Consider the following 21,329-nt stretch of genomic DNA (forward strand, 5'->3'; position numbering starts at 1 on the left):
TCGGGCTTCATTTCAGGAATGAAGCAAGGTTACGCCTGCCCCTGACGCAGCAAAAATCATCCGCCGTGATAGTCGCTATCGACTGTTGCGAGCATTCTCGATCAACACCTCGCGCAACGCTTGAGCCGCAGTTGAAAGCTTGTGATCGGCAAGCATCATCAGGCCGATACGCCGTTCGATCAGCGGCTCCACCAGCGCCACGCAGCAGGCCCCCAGTTCCTGCATCTGCCCGATGCACAGTGACGGTACCGCGCTGACGCCCAGGCCATTGGCAACCATGCGCCCGATGGTCGACAACTGATGGCTCTCGAACGCGACCGCCAGCTTGCCGTGGCGGGGCTCGATGGCCTGTTCCAGCAGCAAACGTACCGCCGACGGGCGTTGCAGGGCGATGAAGTCTTCACGCAGCAGTTCTTCCCAGGTGACCTCACGCCGCTCGGCCAGCGGCGACTCCCGGGGCACCACGGCGACGAAGCGGTCCATATAGAACGGGATAAACGACAGGGCACTGTTCGACTCGGGCTCAAAGCCGATACCCAATTCGACACGGCGATGGCGAACCATTTCCAGCACTTGCTCATTGATCACGTCATGCACCGCGACATTGACGCGCGGGTAGCGCCCACGAAACACCTTCAAGGCCGCTGGCAGCAGATTGCCGGCAAATGACGGCATGGCGGCGACCGACACCCTGCCCATTTGCAAAGTAAAACGCTGACGCAGCAGTTCTTCGGTGTTGTCCCAGTCGGCCAGCAACTGGCGCGCCAGCGGCAACAAGGTTTCGCCCTCGGGCGTCAGACCGACGTTGCGCGTGGTGCGCGTCAACAGCTGTCCGCCAAGGTCCTCTTCGAGGCTCTTGATCGTCAGGCTCAAGGCTGGTTGCGACACGTTGAGTCGCTCGCCGGCCTGAGCGAAGCTCAGGTACTGCGCAACGGCCAGAAAAGCGCGAAGCTGCTTGACGTTCATATATTTGCTTTTCTTATGAATTGATCAGAAAAACAAAATTAACAAATCAGTCACGCCGAGAGAAGATGCAGGTCACCCGATCCTCCGACAGCGCGACTGTCGGTCAACAACTATAAAAGGCGGATCATCATGGCTGGACTCGATAAACGAGTAGCGACCTACGAAGAAGCCCTCGCCGGGCTGACCGACGACATGACGGTACTCTGCGGCGGCTTCGGCCTGTGCGGCATCCCGGAAAACCTGATCGCGCAGATCAAGCGCATGGGTATCAAGGGCCTGACCGTAGTCTCCAACAACTGCGGCGTTGACGGCTTCGGACTCGGCATCCTGCTTGAAGACCGGCAGATCCGCAAAATGATTTCGTCCTACGTCGGCGAGAATGCCTTGTTCGAAAAGCAGCTGCTCAGCGGCGAGCTGGAAGTCGAACTCACGCCACAAGGCACCCTGGCGGAAAAACTGCGTGCCGGTGGCGCAGGCATTCCGGCGTTCTATACCGCAACCGGTTACGGAACGCCGGTCGCCGAAGGCAAGGAAACCCGTCAGTTCAACGGCCGCAACGTGATTCTGGAAGAGGCCATCACCGGTGACTTCGCCCTGATCAAGGGCTGGAAAGCCGACCACTTCGGCAACGTCATCTATCGTCATACCGCACAGAACTTCAACCCGGTGGTGGCCACCGCCGGACGAATCACCGTGGTCGAGGTCGAGGAAATCGTCGAGCCGGGCGTGCTGCTGCCTACCCAGATCCACACCCCAGGCATCTACGTCGACCGGGTCATCCAGGGCACTTTCGAAAAACGCATCGAACAGCGCACCGTCAGAAAATCCTGATAGCGCAGCCTTGGCCCTACAACAATAAAGAGGCTTCAGACGATGGCACTTTCCCGCGAACAAATGGCTCAACGTGTCGCCCGTGAGCTCAAGGACGGTTATTACGTGAACCTTGGCATCGGTATTCCGACGCTGGTGGCCAACTACGTGCCCGATGACATCGACGTCATGCTCCAGTCGGAAAACGGCCTGCTGGGCATGGGCGCCTTCCCCACCGAAGACACCATCGACGCAGACATGATCAATGCCGGCAAGCAGACGGTCACCGCGCGCATCGGCGCCTCTATTTTTTCGTCGGCCGAATCCTTTGCCATGATCCGCGGCGGCCATGTCGACCTGACGGTGCTCGGCGCTTTCGAGGTGGATATCGAGGGCAACATCGCTTCGTGGATGATCCCCGGCAAGCTGATCAAGGGCATGGGTGGCGCGATGGACTTGGTGGCGGGCGCTGACAACATCATCGTCACCATGACCCATGCGTCGAAGGACGGCGAATCCAAACTGCTCACCCGTTGCAGCCTGCCACTGACCGGCGCAGGCTGCATCCGCAAGGTGCTGACTGATCTGGCCTACCTGGAAATCGAAAACGGCGCGTTCATCCTCCGCGAACGCGCGCCGGGGGTCAGCGTGGAAGAAATCGTGGCCAAAACCGCAGGCAAGCTGATCGTGCCGGATGACGTGATCGAGATGAGTTTCTGAGTGCGGGCCAACACGGAGCGTTGGCACGATGGTCACCAGCTCACAAGCCGGGCCTTTAGCTAAATTGCTCTAAAGCGCTTTTCGAGCACGATGGCACAGACGACGCAGAGTGCCACGTAAGTGACGGCTGAGTCCTGGCGCTGATCCGGGGGTAGCCTGGCAGGACGCCAGGCTAGCCGCACCGGGCCATGGATGGCCCGTTGCGGCGACCCCCGGATCAGTGTCAGGGCGAAGGAACCCGACGAAGTCGGGCCGGAAACGGAGCGAAAGGCTTTGGTTACTTTGGCCTCATCAAAGTAACTCGCCGAGGGGCGAAAGGTGACCTGAGCCGAACCTCAATCCACCTGACATCGCAGAACCCCCGTGTGACGCGGAGCGTCACGAACTGCATTCCCAGGCGGAGCATGGGAACGAGAGTCAACCGCACAACTTTTTGGGGTCAGTTCACCAGCGTGGGAACACCGTTCTGAACACTCTGCGTCCGCAATAGTCGGCTGTTCAAGTAACTCCCCGATAATAATTACAAAAAGAGGTGCCCCAGATGGCCGCCAACATAGAAGAAAGCCGCTCCGCCCGATTTGCCTTGCGCTGCGCCGCGTGGGCTGAACGCTGGTTTCCTGATTCATGGGTATTTGCCGCACTGGCAGTGGTCATCGTCACGCTGGCGACACTGGCGATCGGCGCGCGCCCGGCCGAGGCTGCCAAGGCGTTCGGTGACGGATTCTGGAGCCTGATTCCGTTCACCATGCAGATGGCCTTCGTGGTCATAGGCGGTTACGTGGTCGCCAGTTCACCGCCTGCGGTGCGCCTGATCGACCGCCTGGCCCGGGTGCCGCGCAACGGCCGTTCGGCGGTGGCCTGGGTGGCGCTGATTTCCATGCTCGCCTCGCTGCTCAACTGGGGCCTGTCGCTGGTGTTCGGCGGCCTATTGGTGCGTGCCCTCGCCCGCCGCACTGACCTGCGCATGGATTACCGCGCAGCCGGCGCAGCCGCCTATCTGGGCCTGGGTGCAGTCTGGGCGCTGGGGCTGTCGTCTTCGGCCGCGCAATTGCAGGCCAACCCGGCCAGTCTGCCGCCGTCGATCCTGGCGATTACCGGCGTGATCCCGTTCACCGAAACCATCTTTCTCTGGCAATCCGGGGTCATGCTCGCCGCGCTGGTGGTCATCTCACTGATCGTTGCCTACGCCACCGCGCCAGGCCCGAACAGCGCCCGCGACGCCAAGGCCTGCGGTGTCGATCCGGCCTTCAACCTGCCGCCACTGCCGCCCCGCACACGGCCCGGGGAATGGCTGGAATACAGCCCGCTGCTGATCATCCTGATGGTGCTGCTGGGGGTTGGCTGGTTGTTCAGCGAGTTTTCGAGCAAACCGGCGATCACGGCGATTTCCGGGCTCAATACCTACAACTTCCTGTTCATCATGCTCGGCGCCCTGCTGCACTGGCGACCGCGTAGTTTTCTCGACGCCGTCGCGCGGGCGGTGCCCACCACCACCGGCGTGCTGATTCAATTCCCTCTGTACGGTTCGATCGCCGCGCTACTGACCACGGTCAAGGGCAGCGATGCGCAAACCCTGGCGCATTACATCTCGACGTTCTTCACCAGTATTGCCTCCCACGACACTTACGCGATTCTGATGGGCGTCTATTCGGCCATATTGGGCTTTTTCATTCCGTCGGGCGGCGGCAAGTGGATCATCGAAGCGCCCTACGTAATGCAAGTTGCCAACGAGCTGCAGTATCACCTCGGCTGGGCAGTACAGATCTACAACGCAGCCGAAGCCTTGCCCAACCTGATAAACCCGTTCTACATGCTGCCGCTGCTGGGTGTACTGGGCCTGAAGGCGCGTGACCTGATCGGCTTCTCATTCGTGCAGCTGCTGGTCCACACGCCGCTGGTGCTGTTTCTGCTCTGGGCACTGGGCACCACGTTGGCCTATGTGCCACCGGTAGTGCCCTGAATGCCTACGCGTCGAATGCGTAGTCACGCTCGACCCGGCAGATTCGCGTGGTAAACGCCTGATACCAGCGCGAACGTCCCTGCTCGCGGACCTGAGCATGATCGGCCTGCTGTTTCCAGGCGAGAATCGCGGTTTCGTCGGTCCAGTAGGACACGGTGATGCCCATGCCGTCGTCACCGCGCGCCGACTCCACGCCCAGAAAGCCTGGCTGTTGTCGGGCCAGGCTCACCATGCGCTGCGCCGCCTCCGCGTACGCCTGATCATCGTCAGGCGTACGCAGCGAGGTGAACACCACAGCGAAGTAAGGCTTGGCAAACCGGGCGGCCATCATGCCGGGTTGCTCAGGCAGGCGCGGACAAACGCGGCCACCACAGGTGGCGTCTGGCCCTGCAACGCAGCGCGCTCCGGCTGGAACAGTGTGGCGACGTAGAACGGGTGCCCCTGCAATTCCATACAGCGCACTTCGCCCTCGGGACCGCGCCCACTGACCTTCAGATGCTCGCCGAACAGCGCCGACTCCAGCTCGCGGCGCAGACCGTAGCGGCAGTGATAGCGCTCTTCGATGTCGAGCCTGCCATAGGCTTGGGCAATCAGCGTGTCGGGTTGCAACTGAATCGCTGCCACCGATTCAACCAGCGAGCAACTGAGCGGCTCGATAATCACGTTTGCCGCGTCCGGCGCAGTTTCGCCATGCTCGGCGTCTGCCCAGCCCAGTTGGTGGCGGGCGTACTCGACCAACGCGTGCTGAAAGCCCCCGCACGTCCCCAGAAACGGCACCCGGTGCTCACGAGCGAAACGAATGGCCGTCAACGCGCCCAGCATGTCCCGATACGGACTGGCCGGAACGCACCACAGACCATCGAATTCGGCGAGTTGCGCACCGCTGCCGATCCCCGGCGTCGGCAGCCATTCGAAACCGACCGGTACCTGCGCGGCCTCCGCCGCCCTCTGCAAGGCCAACGGAATGGCCTGATGCGCAGGGACATCCGCACTGAAGTCCCCTACCAGACCGATCCGTATCCCGTTGCGTGTGTTATCTGCTTTGCCCATGCCCTGCTCCCTGTTTGATGTCGTACAGCCCGGGCAGACTATAAACAGGCAGCAAAACCAGCAGAATGGGCGTTACAGCAACGCCTCGCGTGCAAGCGTGCACGGTTGCTCATTCAGTCACAGGCGTCAGCAACGGTTGCCCGGCAAAAAACGCCAGCAGGTTATCGTTGACCATTTGCACACTGTCTCTCGAAGCCTCGGGGGACAGGCCTGCCACGTGCGGTGTCAGCACCACATTGTCCAGCGTCTTGAGCACATCCGGCACAGTCGGTTCATCGTCGAACACGTCCAGCGCGGCCCCGGCAATCTGCTCATGCTGCAGTGCACTGACCAACGCCTGGGTATCCACCACGCTGGCGCGGGCAATGTTGACCAAAAACCCGTCAGGGCCCAGCGCCTCAAGCACCCGAGCGTCGATCAGATGCTGCGTGCCGCTGCCACCGGGCGTGGCGATGACCAGAAAATCCGATGCGGCCGCCAGCGCCTGCGCTGTCGCATGCCAAGTGTAATCGCAGTCGCTGCGTGGCTTGCGGTTGTGGTAACCGATGGCAATATCAAAGGCGGCTGCACGCTTGGCAATCGCCAGCCCTACCGCCCCCAGCCCGACGATCCCCAGACGCTTGCCTGCCAGCGACGGGCGCACCACCTTGCGCCATTCGCTGCGTCGCACCGAGGCATCGGCCTGCGGAATGTCGCGCACCAACGACAGCAGCAACGCCAGCGTATGATCGGCCACCGTGGCGGCGTTGACGCCTGCACCATTGGTCACGACGATGCCACGTGCCTGCGCGGCAGGCAGATCGACCTTCTCGTAACCGGCGCCGCTTACGCAAATGATGCGCAGCTGCGGCAGTGCATCCATTTCCTCGGCGAAAAATCCCAACGGCCCGCGTGTCACCACGGCAATGATGCTCGGCCCGTGCGTGGCAATCGCCTCGGCACGCAGTTCGGCCGTCGGGGCGCGAATCAACTGAAAACCGCTGCTTTCAAGAATCGGCAAATACGTGTCCAGGTTTTCCACCAGCACCAATACCGTTGTCATGCGCGCTCCCGTTCGATCAGCAAAATGCTGACCTTAACGCGACTCGACCCACTTGTGCAGCGCCGCTGACGCTGGAACTGAAAAAAGCCTTCCCGAATACGCCAGGCGTTCATAAAGTGGACGCATTTGCGGGACAGACTAATGCGCAAGCAGACTTGGCAGTCAGCAGAGTGCGTTATGGTTGCGTGCAGTGACGCGACCAGTGGTTCTAAGGTCTGGCGCGCAGGCTGCTCATAAAACAGGCTTTCTCAAAAACAAGGAAACACCCGCCCATGCAAGGATTTCCCACCACCCTGTTGAAAAAGACCCTATTGGCTGCGGCTGTCATGTCGGGCCTGATGCTGTCGTCAGGCATGGCAGCGGCGGCGGACGCCCCAGGCAAGGTGCTGAGCGAGAAATACGGCCTGCCCTGGCCAGCCGTGATCGCCCATCGCGGTGCTTCGTTCGACGCACCGGAAGAAACCATCCCGGCCTACACCCTGGCGCGGGACCTGGGCGCGGACTACCTGGAAATGGACATCCAGCGAACCAAGGACGGCGTGCTGATAGCGCTGCACGATGACGTGCTGGAACGCACTACCAACATCGCTCAAGTGTTCCCGACACGGGTGAAAGACCCGGTCAGCACCTTCACTCTGGCGGAGCTCAAGCAACTGGACGCCGGTTCGTGGTTCAACAAGGCTTACCCGGACAGGGCCCGCGACAGTTACAACGGGTTGCAGATCCTGACGCTGGATGAGGTCATCGACATCGCCGAGGGCGGCGCCAACAAACCTGGGCTGTACATAGAGACCAAGGTGCCGAACAAGTTTCCTGGTGTCGAAGCCGACCTGAAGAAACTGCTGGCCAAACGCGGCTGGCTCGACCAGCGCCCTGCGGCAGAGGCCGGCCATGTCAACGTCGCGCACATGCCAGGACGCGTCGTCCTGCAGACGTTCGAGAAGCAAAGCCTGGAACTGCTGCAGAAAGAAATGCCAAAAGTGCCCAAGGTCATGCTGTTGTGGATTGGCGAAGGCTCGATAGAGCCCAAATCCAGCGTCGCGTTCAAGGACTCGGGAGCCAAGGACAAGGCCAGCTATTACGCGACCCAGGAAGTCAAATCAGCGCAAGAGTTCGAGCAGTGGATTGACTGGGCCAAGGCCCACGGCGCCATCGGCACCGGCCCTTCGTCGCAACTGGCCAAGGGTGGCGACCAGAGCTACATGGACCTGGTCAAACCCTGGATGAACAACCTGACCCACGAGAAAGGCATGGTCATCCACCCGTACACGGTGGATGACGCAGAGGACTTCAAGCGGATCAGCCATGATGGCGCGGACGGCTTCTTCACCAACCGCACCGCCGAACTGTTGAAGTTCTACGAGCGGCCGGCAACAGAAAGCATTGAAACGATTCTGAAGCGTAACGGCTACTGATCCAGCGGCTGGCTGCATCCTGCGATGCGGCCAGTCGATCAGAAGTCGATAGTGCCCGACAGCTTGAGGGTACGTGGCTCGCCCTGAGTCAGGTAACCGCCATTGGCTGATGCCCAATAATCCTTGTCCATCAGGTTCTCGACGTTGGCGCGCAGGGTCACGTCCTTCTGCGCAACGTTGAAGGTGTAGCGTGCGCCCAGGTCGAAGCGGTTCCAGGTCGGGATGCTCAGGTTGTTGGCAGCATCGACATATTGCCCACCGGTGCGCAGCATTCGCGCATTGATGGCCGCGCCTTCGATCCCCGGAATGTCCCAATCGGCACCCGCATTGAACTGGAAGGTCGGCACACCCACGGCCCGATTGCCGTCGTTGCTGCCACTGGCCGTACCGCTCACCTCGGTGTCCATCAGGGTCAGACCGGCCAGCAGGCGCAAGCCGCTGACAGGTTGGCCAAAGACGTTCATCTCAACGCCGCGGTTGCGCTGCTGTCCATCACGGACATAACGCGACCCGGTGCCTTCCAGAACCTGATAGCCGTCAGCCGGTTGCTCGATGCGGTACACGCCCAGGCTCGCGCCGAACGTACCCATGTCCAGCTTGACGCCCGCTTCCACCTGTTTCGAACGCGACGGCGCAAAAACTTCGCCAGGGTTGATGGTGACGGTATCCGGAGCCGTTGGACCTTGCGCCAGACCTTCGATGCGGTTGGCGTAGAACGACACATAGTGCCAAGGCTTGAATACCACCCCGTAGACCGGCGTGGTGATCGCTTCGTCGTACAGCGCATTGCGCGGGCCGCTGCCGTATTCATACCCCTGAACACGCAGTTGCTGGCGACGCAGGCCTGCAGTCAGCAACAGGCGATCATCGAAAAAGCCCAGCGTGTCTGAGAACGCGACGCTGCGCATGCGACTCTTGCCGACAATGCCGGGATCATTCAGATCGCCTGCGGTGAAACTGTCGAGTGCCGGGCGCTCTTGGGAGACAGGGTCGTAAAGGTTGTTGCTGGAGGTGCCGCCGAACAGATACGCACTGCGCTGTTCGGTCCAGATACCGGACAGCCCGAAGTTGACCTTGTGGCTGACCGCGCCGGTCTGCAGCTTGCCATTGATGCCGGCCATGGCGGTCTTGTTGTCTTCGTCATGCGGGATGAAAGACGGTGCGGCCGTGGTATTGCCTGCGGCATCGTGGACAGTTGGCGAGCCATATACGCCGACCTCACGGGTGTGCTTGGCGCCCACTGCGGCGTACAGCGTCCAGTCTTCGTTGAGGTCATACTCGGCGCGGCTCATGCCGAAGGTGTCTTCGGTTTCGGTCCAGGTCCAGTTCGGCGCGTAATTGGTATCCGAGTCCGGAGCATGCGGCACGCTGGTCAGGGCGCTGTCGACAAACACCGTGTTGCGGCTCTGGTTGATGCGCTGCTTCTGGTAGGCAAAATCGCCGGACAAACGGAAGTTGTTACCTCGATAATCCAGCCCCAGCGCGAACAGCTTGCTGCGATGCTCTTCATCCTCGACGCCGGTCTCGCCTTCGCGCTGCGACAGGTTGAGACGCGCGCCGAAGCGATTGCCCTCGCCAAAGCGCTGCCCCAGGTCGAGATGCTCGCCGACCCGGCCGTCGCTGCTGATGTCGGAGGTAAAACGACGCGTCGGTGTGTCCTGCGCGCGCTTGGGCTGCAGGTTCACGCCGCCGCCAATCCCGGAACCGGTCGGCGTCACGCCGTTGATGAAGGCGTTGGGGCCCTTGAACACTTCAACGCGCTCCAGCGCATCGGTCGATATGATCTGGCGTGGCAGTACGCCGTAAAGGCCGTTGTAGGAGATATCGTCGGTGGTCAGCTTGAGGCCGCGAATGACGAAGATATGCGAAGCGTTGGCATAACCACTTGACTGACGCACCGATGCATCATTAAGCAATACGTCGCCGACGGTTTCAGCCTGCTGGTCCTCGATCAATTGTTCGGTGTAACTGCTCATGGTGAACGGCACGTCCATGATGTCGGCATTGCCCAGAACGCCCAGTTGCCCACCGCGCGCCACCTGCCCACCGGCATAAACCGGCGGTAGCGCGTGAGGGTCGGCCTTGTCGGCACTGATGTCGGTCTCGCCCAGCACCACAGGGCCGTCCTGCCGAGTGGCAGCCTCTGCAGCGGCCCAGGCCGGAGATCCAATGGAACAGCAAAACGCGAGCAACGTAAGGCGCATCGGGAACGATGGGGAGTTCATCAGTAGGTCCTGAAGACAAGTTGAACGAGATCGGAAGCAACCGTCCTGGACATCACCGATCGGGTGAATGCGAAATGATATCAGATGTTACTGGTAATGCTTATCATTTGTTTGTGCATAGAAGATGATAAGTCAGCAACGTGATGCGGTTCGTTCCGGCGCTGCATCATGAAAAATCAGCGCACATGGCGTCCCGTGGCGTTCCGCAATGCTTTGAAACAGGTTGGCGACAGCCACAGGAGGCCGACTGTCGTGTAAGCTCACAGGCTATTGGTTTTCCCATCGAGAGGCCTATGCAGTCCACTTTCCGACGCTCGACCCTGGCAGCACTTCGTGGTTTTGCCTTGCAGAGCGATGCAATCTCCATTGTTCCTTCTGCCGCAGACTATCGACGCTGCCTGCTGGAAAAGATCGCTTCGGCCACCCGGCGCATCTATATCATCGCGCTGTACCTGCAACAGGATGAAGCCGGCCAAGAGATTCTCGACGCGCTGTACGCCGCCAAATCCGCGAGGCCGGAGCTGGATGTGGTGGTGCTGGTCGACTGGTTTCGCGCGCAACGCGGCCTGATCGGTGCCGGACGCCAGCCCGGTAACTCGACCTGGTATCAGGCGCAGAACCTCGAATACGATGAAGAAGTGCCGATCTACGGCGTGCCGGTGCAGACCCGCGAACTGTTCGGCGTGCTGCACCTCAAGGGCAGTGTGATCGACGACTGTGTGATCTACAGCGGCGCCAGCATCAACAACGTCTACCTGCACAAGCTCGACAAATACCGTCTGGACCGTTATCACCTGATCGAAAACGCGGCACTGGCCGACGCCTTCCAGAATCTGGTGCAGCGGGAAATACTTTCGTCGCCGGCCGTGCACCGCCTCGATCTGCAATCGCCGCCCAGCTCGCGCAGTTTGCGCAGCGAGATCCGCGCGTTTCGTGGCGACCTGAAACGCGCCACCTACGACACCTCGGCGGGCGAAAAGGAAAACGGCGACATGCGCGTGATTCCGCTGCTTGGCGTCGGTCCGCGCAACAATCTCAACCGCGCCATCTGCGATCTGATCGCGTCGAGCAAGATCCAGCTGACCATCTGCACGCCGTACTTCAACCTGCCGGTGGCCGTCACTCGCGAGATCAACCGGGCGCTCAAGCGCGGCGTACAGGTCGATATCATCATTGGCGACAAGACCGCCAACGACTTCTTCATCGATCCGGATGAGCCGTTCAAGGTGATCTCGGCCCTGCCCTACCTCTATGAAATCAGCCTGCGGCGCTTTGCCCACAAGCATCAGAAGGCAATCGCTCAGCACCGCCTCAATGTGCACCTGTGGAAACACGGCGATAACACCTTCCACCTCAAAGGCATCTGGGTCGACCAGCGTTATACCCTGCTGACCGGCAACAACCTGAACCCTCGCGCCTTTAATCTGGACCTGGAAAACGCCTTGCTGATCGACGATCCGAAGGGTCAGTGGAGCGAGCCACGGGAAGCGGAAATCGCGCATTTGATGCGCAACACGCAGCGCGTCAACCAGTATGACGAGCTCGACACCCTGGCCAACTACCCCGAAGGCGTGCGCAAGTTTCTCAAGCGTGTCAGCCGCGTGCGGGTCGAGCGACTGCTGTACCGGATTCTCTAAGCCCCAGCGTGCGGCCGGCATGTCAGCTATTGCTTGGCGTGCCGGCCACGTATCCCCTTGCAAAACCCGGACAGTGGCCTTGCTTCAAGGCCGTTTCGCACCCAGTTGTTTCCACATCTTCTGCGTGATCTTGCGCCGGTTGCTGTAACCGGCCCACGGGTCGTCCTTGAGCCGCTTCAAGCGCTGCTCAAGGTTGGTGATGTCCCACTGTGCCGACGACTTCAGCCCCGCCAGCTCATCCAGCGCAATCGGCACCGAGACCGGCAACCCGGGCCGGGCGCGTACTGAATAGGCGGTCACCGTGCTGCCGCCGCGGCTGTTGCGCAGGTAATCGATGAAGATTTTTCCGACGCGGTTTTTCGGCCCCATGGTGGCGGTGAAGCGTTCCGGCAACTGACGGCTGGCAAACTCGGCGATGGCCTTGGCGAATGCCTTTACGGTGTCCCAGTCTGCCTGCCGCGCCAACGGCACGATGATGTGCATGCCCTTGCCGCCGCTGGTCTTGAGAAAGGCCTCCAGACCCAGCTCTTCCAGCACGGCGAGCACCATTTGTGTGGCCTCGATCATGCTGCGCCAGGGCAGTGCCGGATCGGGATCAAGGTCCAGCACGAAATGGTCCGGCGTTTCGATCCTGTCACGCGTCGCGCCCCAGGTATGCAGCTCGATGGCGCCCATTTGCGCAGCACCGACCAGCGCCTGCACCGAATCTATTTCCATCAGCGCGGCATGCCCCGGGTCCAGGGCACGATCCAGTTGCCTGATGTGCGGGATCGCCAGATGCTCGGCATGCTTCTGGAAAAACTGCTCACCGTCGATGCCCTCAGGACAGCGCAGCAGGGCTACGGGACGCTTGTTCAGGTAGGGCAGAATCCAGTCGGCGATGGACTGGTAAAACTGCGCAAGTTCGATTTTGCTGGTGCCGGTCTTGCTGTCGATGACGCGGTCCGGATGACTGATGCCGGTGCCCGCCACATCAACTTTCCCCTGCGCGGCCTTTTTGCGCGCCTTGGGCGCTGCCGTCTTGGTTCGTGCCTGGCTGGGCACATTGGCAGGCTGAGCGTCTTCACGCACCACGTCCTTGGCGGGCTTGTCGCTGCGCAGTCCGACAAAGGCGGCCTGGCGCACGATGCCTTCGCGGGTCCACTGGGCGAACTCGGCTTCGCAGACCAGTTTCGGCTCCACCCACTGCACGCCGCGGGCCTGGGACGCGGAGAGCTTTTTGGCCAGCGGTGAATCCTTGCGCTGCAACTTCTTCAGTTGTTTATGCAGTTGCTCAAGGGTCACTTCAGTGAACCCGGTGCCGACCCGTCCGGCGTAGACCAGCCCGTCCTCACCGGCATTGACCGCAAGCAACAGGGCACCGAATGCCGATCGGCTGCCCTGCGGCGCCGTGTAGCCGACGACCACGAATTCCTGTCGCAAGCGACATTTGAGCTTGATCCAGTCGGCATTGCGCTTACTGACGTACGCACTGCCGGCACGCTTGCCGATCACCCCTTCCAGGCCCATTGCCGCAGCACTCGCGACAATGTCCTGATGGCCCGCCTGAAAGGCATCCGAATAACGCAACAGGCAACTTTTCTGTGCGTCGAGGACTTGTTTCAAGGCATCACGACGCTGCTCAAGCGGCACTTCACGCAGGTCCTCCGCGCTCAGAAACGGCATGTCGAACAGGTAATACAGAATGTCCTTGCTGTTCCCCGCGTCGAAGGCATTCTGCAAGCCCTGGAAGTCGGGCAGCCCCTGCTCATCGAGAACCACCACTTCGCCGTCGAACCAACTGTCACGCAGCTTCATGCCCTTGAGCGCCTTGACCAGCTCCGGCAGCCGCTCGGTCCAGTCATGCCCGTTGCGGGTGAACAGCCGCACATCGTCGCCCTGAATGCGGGTCAGCATGCGGTAGCCATCGAATTTGATTTCGTACAGCCAGTCACCGGCCGGCGGCGCTTCCACCAGCGTTGCCAGTTGCGGCGAAAGCGTATCCGGGAAAGCCGCTTTCGCTTTCCTGCGGGTCGGCTTTGCAACTGGCGTCGGCGCTTTTGATTTTGATGTGGCGGCCTTGGCTTTGCCGCTTGCAGCACTGGCCCCGGACTTTTTCGAGGCGCTGCGTTGCTTGCCCACATGAGCACCACTGATCACGCTTTGCGGCTGCTCATGGGTGATGTCGTATTCGGCAGCAGGTCGCGCGATGTCATCCTTTTCCTTGATCAGCAGCCACTGCTCCTTGCTGCCGCTGCCCTTGAGCCGGGTACGCACCAGCGCCCAGTCACCGCTGAGCTTCTCGCCGACCAGAGTGAACTTGAGTTTGCCGTCCTCGTAGGTCTTTTGCGGATCGCCGTGCGGCTGCCAGACACCCCGATCCCAGACAATCACATCACCGCCACCGTACTGACCCTGCGGGATGCTGCCCTCGAAGCCGGCGTAGTCCAGCGGATGGTCTTCGACATGCACTGCCAGACGCTTTTGCGTAGGGTCCAGGCTGGGGCCTTTGGGCACGGCCCAGCTCTTGAGCGTGCCATCCAGCTCCAGTCGAAAGTCGTAGTGCAGGTTACGTGCGTCATGCTTCTGGATCACGAAACCAAGCGCACCGGGCTGCGACTTGCCTTTGCCCTTGCGTTTGCTTTCCGCAGGCTCGGAAGTGATGTCGAAATTGCGCTTGCGGGTGTATTCACTGGCGGGCTTGGCCATCACCGGTCACTCCGTAGGGCTCAAGAGGCTTTGCTGGTTTTCTTGCGCGCGGCAGGCCGCTTTGGCCTGGGGCTGTCCTTTTCGGCCGGTTTTTCCTTCGCCGCAGGCTTGCTCGCCTTGCCTTTACTCGCCCCGCCCTTGCCCGCCAGACTGCGCCGCAGCAGGTCGGTGAGGTCGATGACATCGGCACTCTTGCGCTCTTCCTCGGCCGGATCGGTCTCGACATCCTCGATCTCGCCTTCGTCTGCCTTGGTCTTGACCAGGTGCATGATCTTGTCCTGAAAGGTGTCGCGATACAGCTCAGGCTGCCAGTCAGCGCTCATGTCCTTGACCAGCCGCTTGGCCATGTCACGTTCGCTCTTATTCAACTTGGCGTCGGTCACCGCATCGCTCAGTTCCAGTGCATCCAGCTCACGCACGTCGGCAGGCCAGCGCAGGATCACCATCACCAGCGCCGATTCCAGTGGCATGACCGCCGCGAGGTGTTCGCGGGTATGCAGCACAACATTGGCCAGCGCGACCTTTTTGGTGTCGACCAGGGTTTCGCGTAGCAACGCATAGACTTTCTCGCCGCGCTTGTCGGGGGTCAGGAAATAAGGCGTGTCGATGTTCTGCAAGGGGATCTGCTGGCTGTCGACGAACGCGAATATGTCGATGGTCTGCGTCGACTTGGGGTGCGCAGAACGGATTTCCTCCTCGCTGAGCACCACATAGCGATCCTTCTCGTACGCCACGCCCTTGACGATGTTTTCGCTGGTGACTTCCTTGCCGGTGACCTTGTTGATTCGCTTGTAGCCGACCGGGTCCATGCTGCGTTTGTCGAGCCAGTCGAAGTCGACACTGGTCGACGTTGTCGCCGAAACCAACGCGACCGGTATATGCACCAGCCCGAAGCTGATTGCGCCCTTCCAGATTGCCCTTGCCATGGTCTGACTCCTGTTGGTCCTGGAAAAGTGACAGGGCCGGTCGGAGAAAAGTTTCGGCAGCCTGACGAGCGCCGGGAAACCTGCCCAACCGGAAACGTTTTTTACCCTGAATGCCAGACTTTCACCGCGTCGGCGCTCGGCAGGCGCCTTATTGACGGGGCTCTGCCACCGTCAAAAGCCTTGTGTTCAAAGGGCTGGCGCAGAGATGTGAGCGGGGTCGCGGAGGACATATGCATTTAGGATCTAAAAATATGGTTTAACGTTCTTTTGCGGAATAAAAAAGACGTTCTATAAATGGCCCCACCCCGAACGCTGTTGGTGAGGTGTCTGCCAACCGACAGCGGATCCCGTCAGCTTCCATCTGGCTGATTACTTCCAAGGATTTGTCATGAACGTTTTCTGGTTTCTTCCGACTCACGGCGACGGCCATTATCTGGGCACGACAAAGGGCGCACGTCCCGTCACCCTCAACTATTTGAAACAGGTAGCGCAGGCCGCCGATGACCTGGGTTATTACGGCGTATTGATCCCTACCGGTCGCTCCTGCGAAGACTCATGGGTCATCGCCTCGGCGCTGGTGCCGCTGACCGAGCGCCTGAGGTATCTGGTGGCGATCCGTCCGGGGATTATCTCGCCGACCGTCTCGGCACGCATGGCAGCCACGCTGGATCGCCTGTCCGGCGGCCGGCTGCTGATCAACGTGGTGACCGGTGGCGACCCGGACGAAAACCGTGGCGATGGCAGCTTTCTCGACCACAGCGAGCGTTATGAAGTCACCGACGAATTTCTGAAAATCTGGCGTCGCGTCCTGCAGGGTGAAGCGGTCGACTTCGAAGGCAAGCACTTGCGCGTGCAGAACGCCAAAGCGCTTTACCCGCCGATTCAAAAACCCTACCCGCCGCTGTATTTCGGTGGTTCCTCCGACGCGGCGCATGACCTTGCGGCCGATCAGGTGGACGTGTACCTGACCTGGGGTGAGCCTCCGGCAGCCGTGGCGCAAAAGCTCGCCGATGTGCGTGAACGCGCTGCGCGCAAGGGACGTACCGTTAAGTTCGGCATTCGCCTGCACGTGATCGTGCGCGAAACCAGCGAAGAAGCCTGGAAAGCCGCCAGCACACTGATCGAACACATCAGTGATGACACCATTGCTGCGGCGCAGAAGTCCTTTTCGCGCTTTGATTCCGAAGGCCAGCGGCGCATGGCGGCACTGCATGACGGGCGTCGCGACAACCTGGAGATCGCGCCCAACCTGTGGGCCGGTGTCGGCCTGGTACGCGGCGGAGCGGGCACGGCGCTGGTCGGCAATCCCGAAGAAGTCGCGGCACGTATCAAGGAATACGCCGACCTGGGCATCGAGAGCTTCATTTTCTCGGGTTACCCGCATCTTGAAGAAGCTTACCGCTTTGCCGAGCTGGTCTTCCCGCTGCTGCCTGAGCCTTACGCCAGCCTCGCAGGGCGCGGCATCACCAACCTGACGGGCCCGTTCGGCGAAATGATCGCCAACGATCTGCCCCCGCAGGCCAAGTGATGTCCGGACAACTGCTGACCTTACCCCACTCGCCTGCGCTGGCCACCTCGATCAGGGCCACTGCGCAGGTGTTCGAAGACCCCAAGTCCCGAGCCCTGCTCGCTCACGTACGCCAGGTTGCGCCCAGTGATGCCAGCGTGCTGATCATTGGCGAGACCGGCACCGGCAAGGAGCTGGTCGCACGTCACGTCCACGAACTGAGCGCCCGCCGCGACAAACCGTTCGTGGCGGTCAACTGCGGCGCGTTCTCCGAGAACCTGATCGAGGCCGAGTTGTTCGGCCACGAAAAAGGCGCGTTCACCGGAGCGATCAGCGCCAAGGCGGGCTGGTTCGAAGAGGCCAACGGCGGCACACTGTTTCTCGATGAGATCGGCGACCTGCCCATGTCGCTGCAGGTCAAATTGCTGCGCGTGCTTCAGGAGCGTGAAGTGGTGCGTCTGGGCTCGCGCAAGAGCGTGCCCATTGATGTAAGGGTCCTCGCAGCGACCAACGTGCAGCTGGAAAAGGCCATCAACGCCGGGCATTTTCGCGAAGACCTTTATTACCGGCTCGACGTGGTCAATCTGGAATTGAGCCCGCTGCGCGACCGGCCGGGCGACATCCTGCCCTTGGCCCGGCATTTCATAGAGGTCTACAGCCAGCGGCTGCGGCATGGTCCGGTACGGATCAGCCCAGAAGCCGAGCACAAGCTCAAGACCTACAGCTGGCCGGGGAATATTCGCGAGCTGGAAAACGTCATCCATCACACCCTGCTGGTGTGCCGTGAAGGCGTTATTCAGCGTGATGACCTGCGCATGTCCAACCTTAGAATCGAGCGCCAGGATGAACAGAACCCGCCTGACGAATCAGCCGAGCAACTGCTCAACCGGGCGTTTCAAAAGCTCTTTGAAGAACAGGCCGGTGCCTTGCACGAGAAGGTCGAGGATACGTTGCTCAGAACCGCCTATCGCTTCTGCCACCACAACCAGGTGCACACAGCCAGCCTGCTGGGCCTGACCCGCAACGTCACGCGCACACGCTTGATCAAGATTGGCGAACTGGCGGTCAACAAACGCAGACCGGGTGAAAACGTCCAGGGCGACCGCATGCTGCATCTGTCGGTGTGAAGACTCAGACCGATGACGCAGAGCGTCACGAACGGCATTCCCACGCTGGAGCGTGAGGAATGATCGCTGTCCGGGAGAACACTATCGTGCCCATGCTCCGCGTGGGTATGCGTTTCCGGACGCTCTGCGTCCTCTTCTGAGCAAGCGGCGCTTTACGACAAACGCATCGCCAGCGCCTTGGCCTGGATCGCTACATCGGTCACTGCGGTGCTTTCCCACCACATGCCGCGTAATGGCGGGCCCATGGCGAACAGGCGTGTCGAGTACTGACCGTGTGCGTCGAGCACAGCGCCAGCGGCGTCGGCGGCGATGCCGAGTGCCAGCGGGCCGGGCTGTATCAGACCGCGAACCAGCAACTGCCGGGGCAACGGGCGATCCACGCGTCGCCAGTCGTATTCGATGCCGGTAGAGTTGATTAACGCATCACCAGTAATCTGCGTCGGCTGACTCTCACCGCGCCGACGCACGCTGATCTGTACCTGACCTGACGGCAGACTGGCCACGCCCTGCAACGAGGCAGCGTCAATGCTCAACCGCCCTTGCCTGATCAGCCGCGCAAGCAGCGCAGCGCTGGGTGGCGGGGAGCGATGGTGGTGACTCTCCCACCACGGTCGTACATGACGGACGAACTGGCGGCGCTGCTGATCGCTGGCCTGATTCCACAGCCTGCCCACATTGGCACGCACGGTGTCCAGCGGTGCCTGCCAGTCAATCCCGCTCTCGATGGCCAGCTCGCACTGTTCACGCACTTTGCGCAGCAGTTGCCGAGTACTGCGGATACTCGGGTCCTGAGCGAGAAAATCAGACCATTCCGGCGGCTGACGCCGGACATGCGGCAACAGGCCGTGCCGGGAAAAGATCTGGATGGGCCCACGATGCCCGGCCGTTTCCAGCGAGACCAGCGCATCGACCATGGTCAGCCCCGAGCCGATGATCAGCACACTCGACTGCGGATCGAGCTTTCTCATCACCGCCACATCCCAGGGATCCAGCGCAGCCGTGTTCAGCTCGTTCGAATCACGTCGCGGGGTGCGTGACGCCGCGTACATACCGGTCGCCAGTACGGCGTGGCTGCCGCGCAGCATACGACCGTCAGCCAGCGAGACACTGACGCGACCTTCATGGACCTGCAGGTCCACTGCCTCGCCGGGCACATGCACGGCGGTCGAGCCAAAGGCTTCGCCAGCGCTTCGGGCTTCACGCAGCCGCTGCTGGACGTAAAGCCCGAACACCCCGCGCGGCGGAAACAGTTCGGCGACCGGGACCCTCTGCTCAGCGGCTTCAGGCCAGCCACCAGCGGCCAGATAGTCAGTCAGCCATTGGGTAAGGTCATCCGGGTTATCCGGATCGACGCTCATCCGCGCAGCGTTGCCATTGAGTGTATGGCCCGGCTCCGTCGCACTGTAGGCCTCGCCCCTGCCGAGTTCGCTACGGGTTTCGATGATCAGGATTCGCCGCTGGCCCGGTCTGCGCAGCAGTTGCGCCGCCAGCATGGTCCCGCTCAGACCGCCGCCGATGATCAGAATGTCAGCCGTCTGGTGGGAATCTTCGGTCATCGAACAGTGCCTCGGTCGGGTTGCGATAAAGAATCGGAAGGTCAGAGCGCGACGTTACGCACGAAACGCAGCGGCACGTCGGCATCGTTGCAATAGCGGTGCGGCTGATTGCTGGGGAACATGAAGAACTCGCCCGCTCCTATCTGCTGCGTGGCCGCAGGGTCGGAAAAACGTATCGTCAGATGCCCTTCGACGACGTAGACCTGTTCACTCCAGCCATCGGGATCGGCCTCCGAGACATAGGCGTCCCCGGGCTGCAGACAGAACTCCCACAACTCCACCTCGCGCCGGGCAACGGCCCTGGCCAGCAGCACCGCCTTGCTGCCGGCGATCGTACCGGCCCATGCCAGCTCGTTGATGCGGCTGTAATCGTGATTTTCGGGGGCCTGGATCAGGTCGCTGAACGCCACTTCCAGGGCTTCGGCCACGCGGTCCAGAGTCGCCAGGCTGACGTTTTTCTCGCCGGCCTCGATAGCGACCAGCATACGCCGGCTGACTCCGGACTTTTCCGCCAGCGCCGTCTGGCTGAGGTCCGCACTGTTACGCAGACGCCGTACGTTCTGGCTGACGTGCTGCAGCACCGGAGGGCGCTGGGAATTTTCTTTGTGCATGCTGGTGCTCACATCAAACCGTTGCGCATTATACTGCCCAGCCCAAGGACACTGTCAGGGTGTTCAGCCTCACACCGCGCGCATGGCAATTAACAGGAATCCGGAGCTGACATGAAGTCTATCAGCCGCACACCCCGCATCAGCAAGGCAGAAGCCGTACTGATTCTGATCACCATGCTCTGGGGAGGCACCTTTCTACTGGTCCAGCATGCGATGACCGTCAGCGGGCCGATGTTCTTCGTCGGCCTGCGCTTTGCCGCCGCAGCGCTTATCGTAGCGCTGTTTTCAATGAAGGTGCTGCGCGGTCTTACCTTTCTTGAGCTCAAGGCCGGCGTCTTCATCGGCATCGCGATCATGCTCGGTTATGGCCTGCAGACGATCGGACTGCAGACCATCCCCAGCAGTCAGTCGGCGTTCATCACGGCGCTCTACGTACCCTGCGTACCTTTGTTGCAATGGCTGGTACTGGGCCGGCGACCAGGGTTGATGCCGACACTGGGCATCATCCTCGCCTTCACCGGGCTGATGCTGGTCGCCGGGCCGCAGGGCGCTTCCCTGCAACTCAGTTCCGGCGAGATCGTGACGCTGATCAGCACAGTGGCCATCGCCGCCGAGATCATCATGATCAGTGCCTATGCCGGTGAGGTCGATGTGCGTCGAGTCACCGTGGTGCAACTGGCTACCGCATCGGCGCTGGCATTTCTGATGATCGTCCCGACCGAGGAACACTTGCCGGATTTTTCCTGGTTGCTGGTGTTCAGTGCTGTGGGGCTTGGGACCATGAGTGCGGCGATCCAGATCGCCATGAACTGGGCACAGAAAAGTGTTTCGCCGACCCGCGCCACGGTGATTTATGCCGGTGAACCGGTCTGGGCCGGCATTGTCGGAAGACTCGCCGGCGAGCGTTTGCCGGGCGTCGCCCTGCTGGGCGCGGCACTGATTGTGGCCGGGGTGATCGTCAGCGAAATGAAGCGGCGTTCGGCGTCTGATGATCAGAGCATTGTCGACGAAGAGGGAAATGAACAAGCCGTGCGCAAAGCTGAGTGAACAGCGGGCTTTGCCAGCCATGAAACACCTTGCTTCTTCAAA

The 21,329-nt window shown here is 61.1% G+C and carries 17 protein-coding genes; 8 read left to right on the plus strand and 9 right to left on the minus strand.

Annotated features, from left to right (window positions below):
* Nucleotides 1–75: 75 nt before the first annotated feature.
* Nucleotides 76–966 carry a LysR family transcriptional regulator gene (locus JOE39_RS09980; protein WP_032659148.1) on the minus strand — a complete coding sequence of 297 codons (891 nt, stop codon included), beginning with the start codon at nt 964–966 and terminating at the stop codon, nt 76–78.
* A gap of 129 nt (nt 967–1,095) precedes the next feature.
* Between JOE39_RS09980 and JOE39_RS09985 the strand changes: the two genes are divergently transcribed.
* The 3 genes from JOE39_RS09985 to JOE39_RS09995 all read left to right on the plus strand — a co-directional run bounded on the left by JOE39_RS09985 (nt 1,096) and on the right by JOE39_RS09995 (nt 4,456).
* Nucleotides 1,096–1,797 (plus strand): CoA transferase subunit A, encoded by a 702-nt coding sequence (locus JOE39_RS09985; protein WP_003391701.1) that lies wholly within the window; start codon nt 1,096–1,098, stop codon nt 1,795–1,797.
* 42 nt (nt 1,798–1,839) lie between these two features.
* Entirely contained in the window at nt 1,840–2,496 is a 657-nt protein-coding gene (locus JOE39_RS09990) for a CoA transferase subunit B (RefSeq protein ID WP_003315741.1), read from the plus strand.
* 541 nt (nt 2,497–3,037) lie between these two features.
* A complete protein-coding gene (locus JOE39_RS09995; RefSeq protein ID WP_063314087.1) occupies nt 3,038–4,456 on the plus strand; it encodes a TIGR00366 family protein in 1,419 nt (472 codons plus the stop codon).
* Between the two features lie 4 nt (nt 4,457–4,460).
* On the opposite strand, the gene JOE39_RS10000 is transcribed toward JOE39_RS09995, so the two are convergent.
* The 3 genes from JOE39_RS10000 to JOE39_RS10010 form a co-directional block, all read right to left on the minus strand.
* A complete protein-coding gene (locus JOE39_RS10000) occupies nt 4,461–4,787 on the minus strand; it encodes an antibiotic biosynthesis monooxygenase (RefSeq protein ID WP_210077410.1) in 327 nt (108 codons plus the stop codon).
* Nucleotides 4,784–5,506 carry a CTP synthase gene (locus JOE39_RS10005; RefSeq protein ID WP_210077408.1) on the minus strand — a complete coding sequence of 241 codons (723 nt, stop codon included), beginning with the start codon at nt 5,504–5,506 and terminating at the stop codon, nt 4,784–4,786. The genes JOE39_RS10000 and JOE39_RS10005 overlap by 4 nt, the downstream gene beginning before the upstream one ends.
* A 109-nt stretch (nt 5,507–5,615) precedes the next feature.
* Complete coding sequence (locus tag JOE39_RS10010; RefSeq protein WP_210077406.1) at nt 5,616–6,548, minus strand: 2-hydroxyacid dehydrogenase; 933 nt, start codon at nt 6,546–6,548, stop codon at nt 5,616–5,618.
* A 272-nt stretch (nt 6,549–6,820) separates the two neighbouring features.
* Between JOE39_RS10010 and JOE39_RS10015 the strand changes: the two genes are divergently transcribed.
* Nucleotides 6,821–7,963 carry a glycerophosphodiester phosphodiesterase gene (locus tag JOE39_RS10015; protein WP_024663952.1) on the plus strand — a complete coding sequence of 381 codons (1,143 nt, stop codon included), beginning with the start codon at nt 6,821–6,823 and terminating at the stop codon, nt 7,961–7,963.
* A 38-nt stretch (nt 7,964–8,001) separates the two neighbouring features.
* On the opposite strand, the gene JOE39_RS10020 is transcribed toward JOE39_RS10015, so the two are convergent.
* Nucleotides 8,002–10,188, minus strand: coding sequence for a TonB-dependent receptor (locus tag JOE39_RS10020; protein ID WP_017278005.1), 2,187 nt, complete (start codon nt 10,186–10,188; stop codon nt 8,002–8,004).
* A gap of 293 nt (nt 10,189–10,481) precedes the next feature.
* Between JOE39_RS10020 and pssA the strand changes: the two genes are divergently transcribed.
* Nucleotides 10,482–11,825: a CDP-diacylglycerol--serine O-phosphatidyltransferase gene (gene pssA / locus JOE39_RS10025; RefSeq protein WP_003391687.1), complete on the plus strand. Its 1,344-nt coding sequence runs from the start codon at nt 10,482–10,484 to the stop codon at nt 11,823–11,825.
* Nucleotides 11,826–11,909: 84 nt separating this feature from the next.
* On the opposite strand, the gene ligD is transcribed toward pssA, so the two are convergent.
* Entirely contained in the window at nt 11,910–14,513 is a 2,604-nt protein-coding gene (ligD, locus tag JOE39_RS10030) for a DNA ligase D (RefSeq protein WP_210077404.1), read from the minus strand.
* Nucleotides 14,514–14,533: 20 nt separating this feature from the next.
* The gene (locus JOE39_RS10035) at nt 14,534–15,439 is read right to left on the minus strand and encodes a Ku protein (protein ID WP_134943253.1); all 906 of its coding nucleotides are present in this window, start codon (nt 15,437–15,439) and stop codon (nt 14,534–14,536) included.
* A gap of 388 nt (nt 15,440–15,827) precedes the next feature.
* Here JOE39_RS10035 and ssuD point away from each other — a divergent pair, with 388 nt between their 5' ends.
* Both ssuD and JOE39_RS10045 read left to right on the plus strand, forming a co-directional pair.
* Complete coding sequence (gene ssuD / locus JOE39_RS10040; RefSeq protein ID WP_003407645.1) at nt 15,828–16,967, plus strand: FMNH2-dependent alkanesulfonate monooxygenase; 1,140 nt, start codon at nt 15,828–15,830, stop codon at nt 16,965–16,967.
* Nucleotides 16,967–18,073: a sigma-54 dependent transcriptional regulator gene (locus JOE39_RS10045; RefSeq protein ID WP_003391680.1), complete on the plus strand. Its 1,107-nt coding sequence runs from the start codon at nt 16,967–16,969 to the stop codon at nt 18,071–18,073. The genes ssuD and JOE39_RS10045 overlap by 1 nt, the downstream gene beginning before the upstream one ends.
* A 152-nt stretch (nt 18,074–18,225) precedes the next feature.
* Here the strand turns inward: JOE39_RS10045 and JOE39_RS10050 are convergent, their stop codons facing one another.
* Nucleotides 18,226–19,629, minus strand: a complete 1,404-nt coding sequence (locus tag JOE39_RS10050) for an FAD/NAD(P)-binding protein (protein ID WP_096133139.1) — start codon at nt 19,627–19,629, stop codon at nt 18,226–18,228.
* Nucleotides 19,630–19,670: 41 nt separating this feature from the next.
* Nucleotides 19,671–20,240, minus strand: coding sequence for an XRE family transcriptional regulator (locus JOE39_RS10055; RefSeq protein ID WP_003427076.1), 570 nt, complete (start codon nt 20,238–20,240; stop codon nt 19,671–19,673).
* Between the two features lie 111 nt (nt 20,241–20,351).
* Between JOE39_RS10055 and JOE39_RS10060 the strand changes: the two genes are divergently transcribed.
* Nucleotides 20,352–21,287 carry a DMT family transporter gene (locus tag JOE39_RS10060; RefSeq protein ID WP_003391675.1) on the plus strand — a complete coding sequence of 312 codons (936 nt, stop codon included), beginning with the start codon at nt 20,352–20,354 and terminating at the stop codon, nt 21,285–21,287.
* Nucleotides 21,288–21,329 lie beyond the last annotated feature (42 nt).

This window comes from Pseudomonas sp. PvP100 (genome assembly GCF_017833055.1).
Taxonomy (GTDB): Bacteria; Pseudomonadota; Gammaproteobacteria; order Pseudomonadales; family Pseudomonadaceae; genus Aquipseudomonas; species Aquipseudomonas syringae.

What these genes read in the sequence shown, in the direction of transcription:
- JOE39_RS09995 (WP_063314087.1), top strand. Translation starts at nt 3,038, where the DNA reads ATGGCCGCCAACATAGAAGAAAGCCGCTCCGCCCGATTTGCCTTGCGC.
- JOE39_RS10050 (WP_096133139.1), bottom strand. Translation starts at nt 19,629, where the DNA reads ATGACCGAAGATTCCCACCAGACGGCTGACATTCTGATCATCGGCGGC.
- JOE39_RS10035 (WP_134943253.1), bottom strand. Translation starts at nt 15,439, where the DNA reads ATGGCAAGGGCAATCTGGAAGGGCGCAATCAGCTTCGGGCTGGTGCAT.
- ssuD (WP_003407645.1), top strand. Translation starts at nt 15,828, where the DNA reads ATGAACGTTTTCTGGTTTCTTCCGACTCACGGCGACGGCCATTATCTG.
- JOE39_RS10060 (WP_003391675.1), top strand. Translation starts at nt 20,352, where the DNA reads ATGAAGTCTATCAGCCGCACACCCCGCATCAGCAAGGCAGAAGCCGTA.
- ligD (WP_210077404.1), bottom strand. Translation starts at nt 14,513, where the DNA reads ATGGCCAAGCCCGCCAGTGAATACACCCGCAAGCGCAATTTCGACATC.
- JOE39_RS10015 (WP_024663952.1), top strand. Translation starts at nt 6,821, where the DNA reads ATGCAAGGATTTCCCACCACCCTGTTGAAAAAGACCCTATTGGCTGCG.
- JOE39_RS10005 (WP_210077408.1), bottom strand. Translation starts at nt 5,506, where the DNA reads ATGGGCAAAGCAGATAACACACGCAACGGGATACGGATCGGTCTGGTA.
- JOE39_RS09985 (WP_003391701.1), top strand. Translation starts at nt 1,096, where the DNA reads ATGGCTGGACTCGATAAACGAGTAGCGACCTACGAAGAAGCCCTCGCC.
- JOE39_RS10010 (WP_210077406.1), bottom strand. Translation starts at nt 6,548, where the DNA reads ATGACAACGGTATTGGTGCTGGTGGAAAACCTGGACACGTATTTGCCG.
- JOE39_RS10045 (WP_003391680.1), top strand. Translation starts at nt 16,967, where the DNA reads ATGTCCGGACAACTGCTGACCTTACCCCACTCGCCTGCGCTGGCCACC.
- JOE39_RS09980 (WP_032659148.1), bottom strand. Translation starts at nt 966, where the DNA reads ATGAACGTCAAGCAGCTTCGCGCTTTTCTGGCCGTTGCGCAGTACCTG.
- JOE39_RS10020 (WP_017278005.1), bottom strand. Translation starts at nt 10,188, where the DNA reads ATGAACTCCCCATCGTTCCCGATGCGCCTTACGTTGCTCGCGTTTTGC.
- JOE39_RS10055 (WP_003427076.1), bottom strand. Translation starts at nt 20,240, where the DNA reads ATGCACAAAGAAAATTCCCAGCGCCCTCCGGTGCTGCAGCACGTCAGC.
- JOE39_RS09990 (WP_003315741.1), top strand. Translation starts at nt 1,840, where the DNA reads ATGGCACTTTCCCGCGAACAAATGGCTCAACGTGTCGCCCGTGAGCTC.
- pssA (WP_003391687.1), top strand. Translation starts at nt 10,482, where the DNA reads ATGCAGTCCACTTTCCGACGCTCGACCCTGGCAGCACTTCGTGGTTTT.
- JOE39_RS10000 (WP_210077410.1), bottom strand. Translation starts at nt 4,787, where the DNA reads ATGATGGCCGCCCGGTTTGCCAAGCCTTACTTCGCTGTGGTGTTCACC.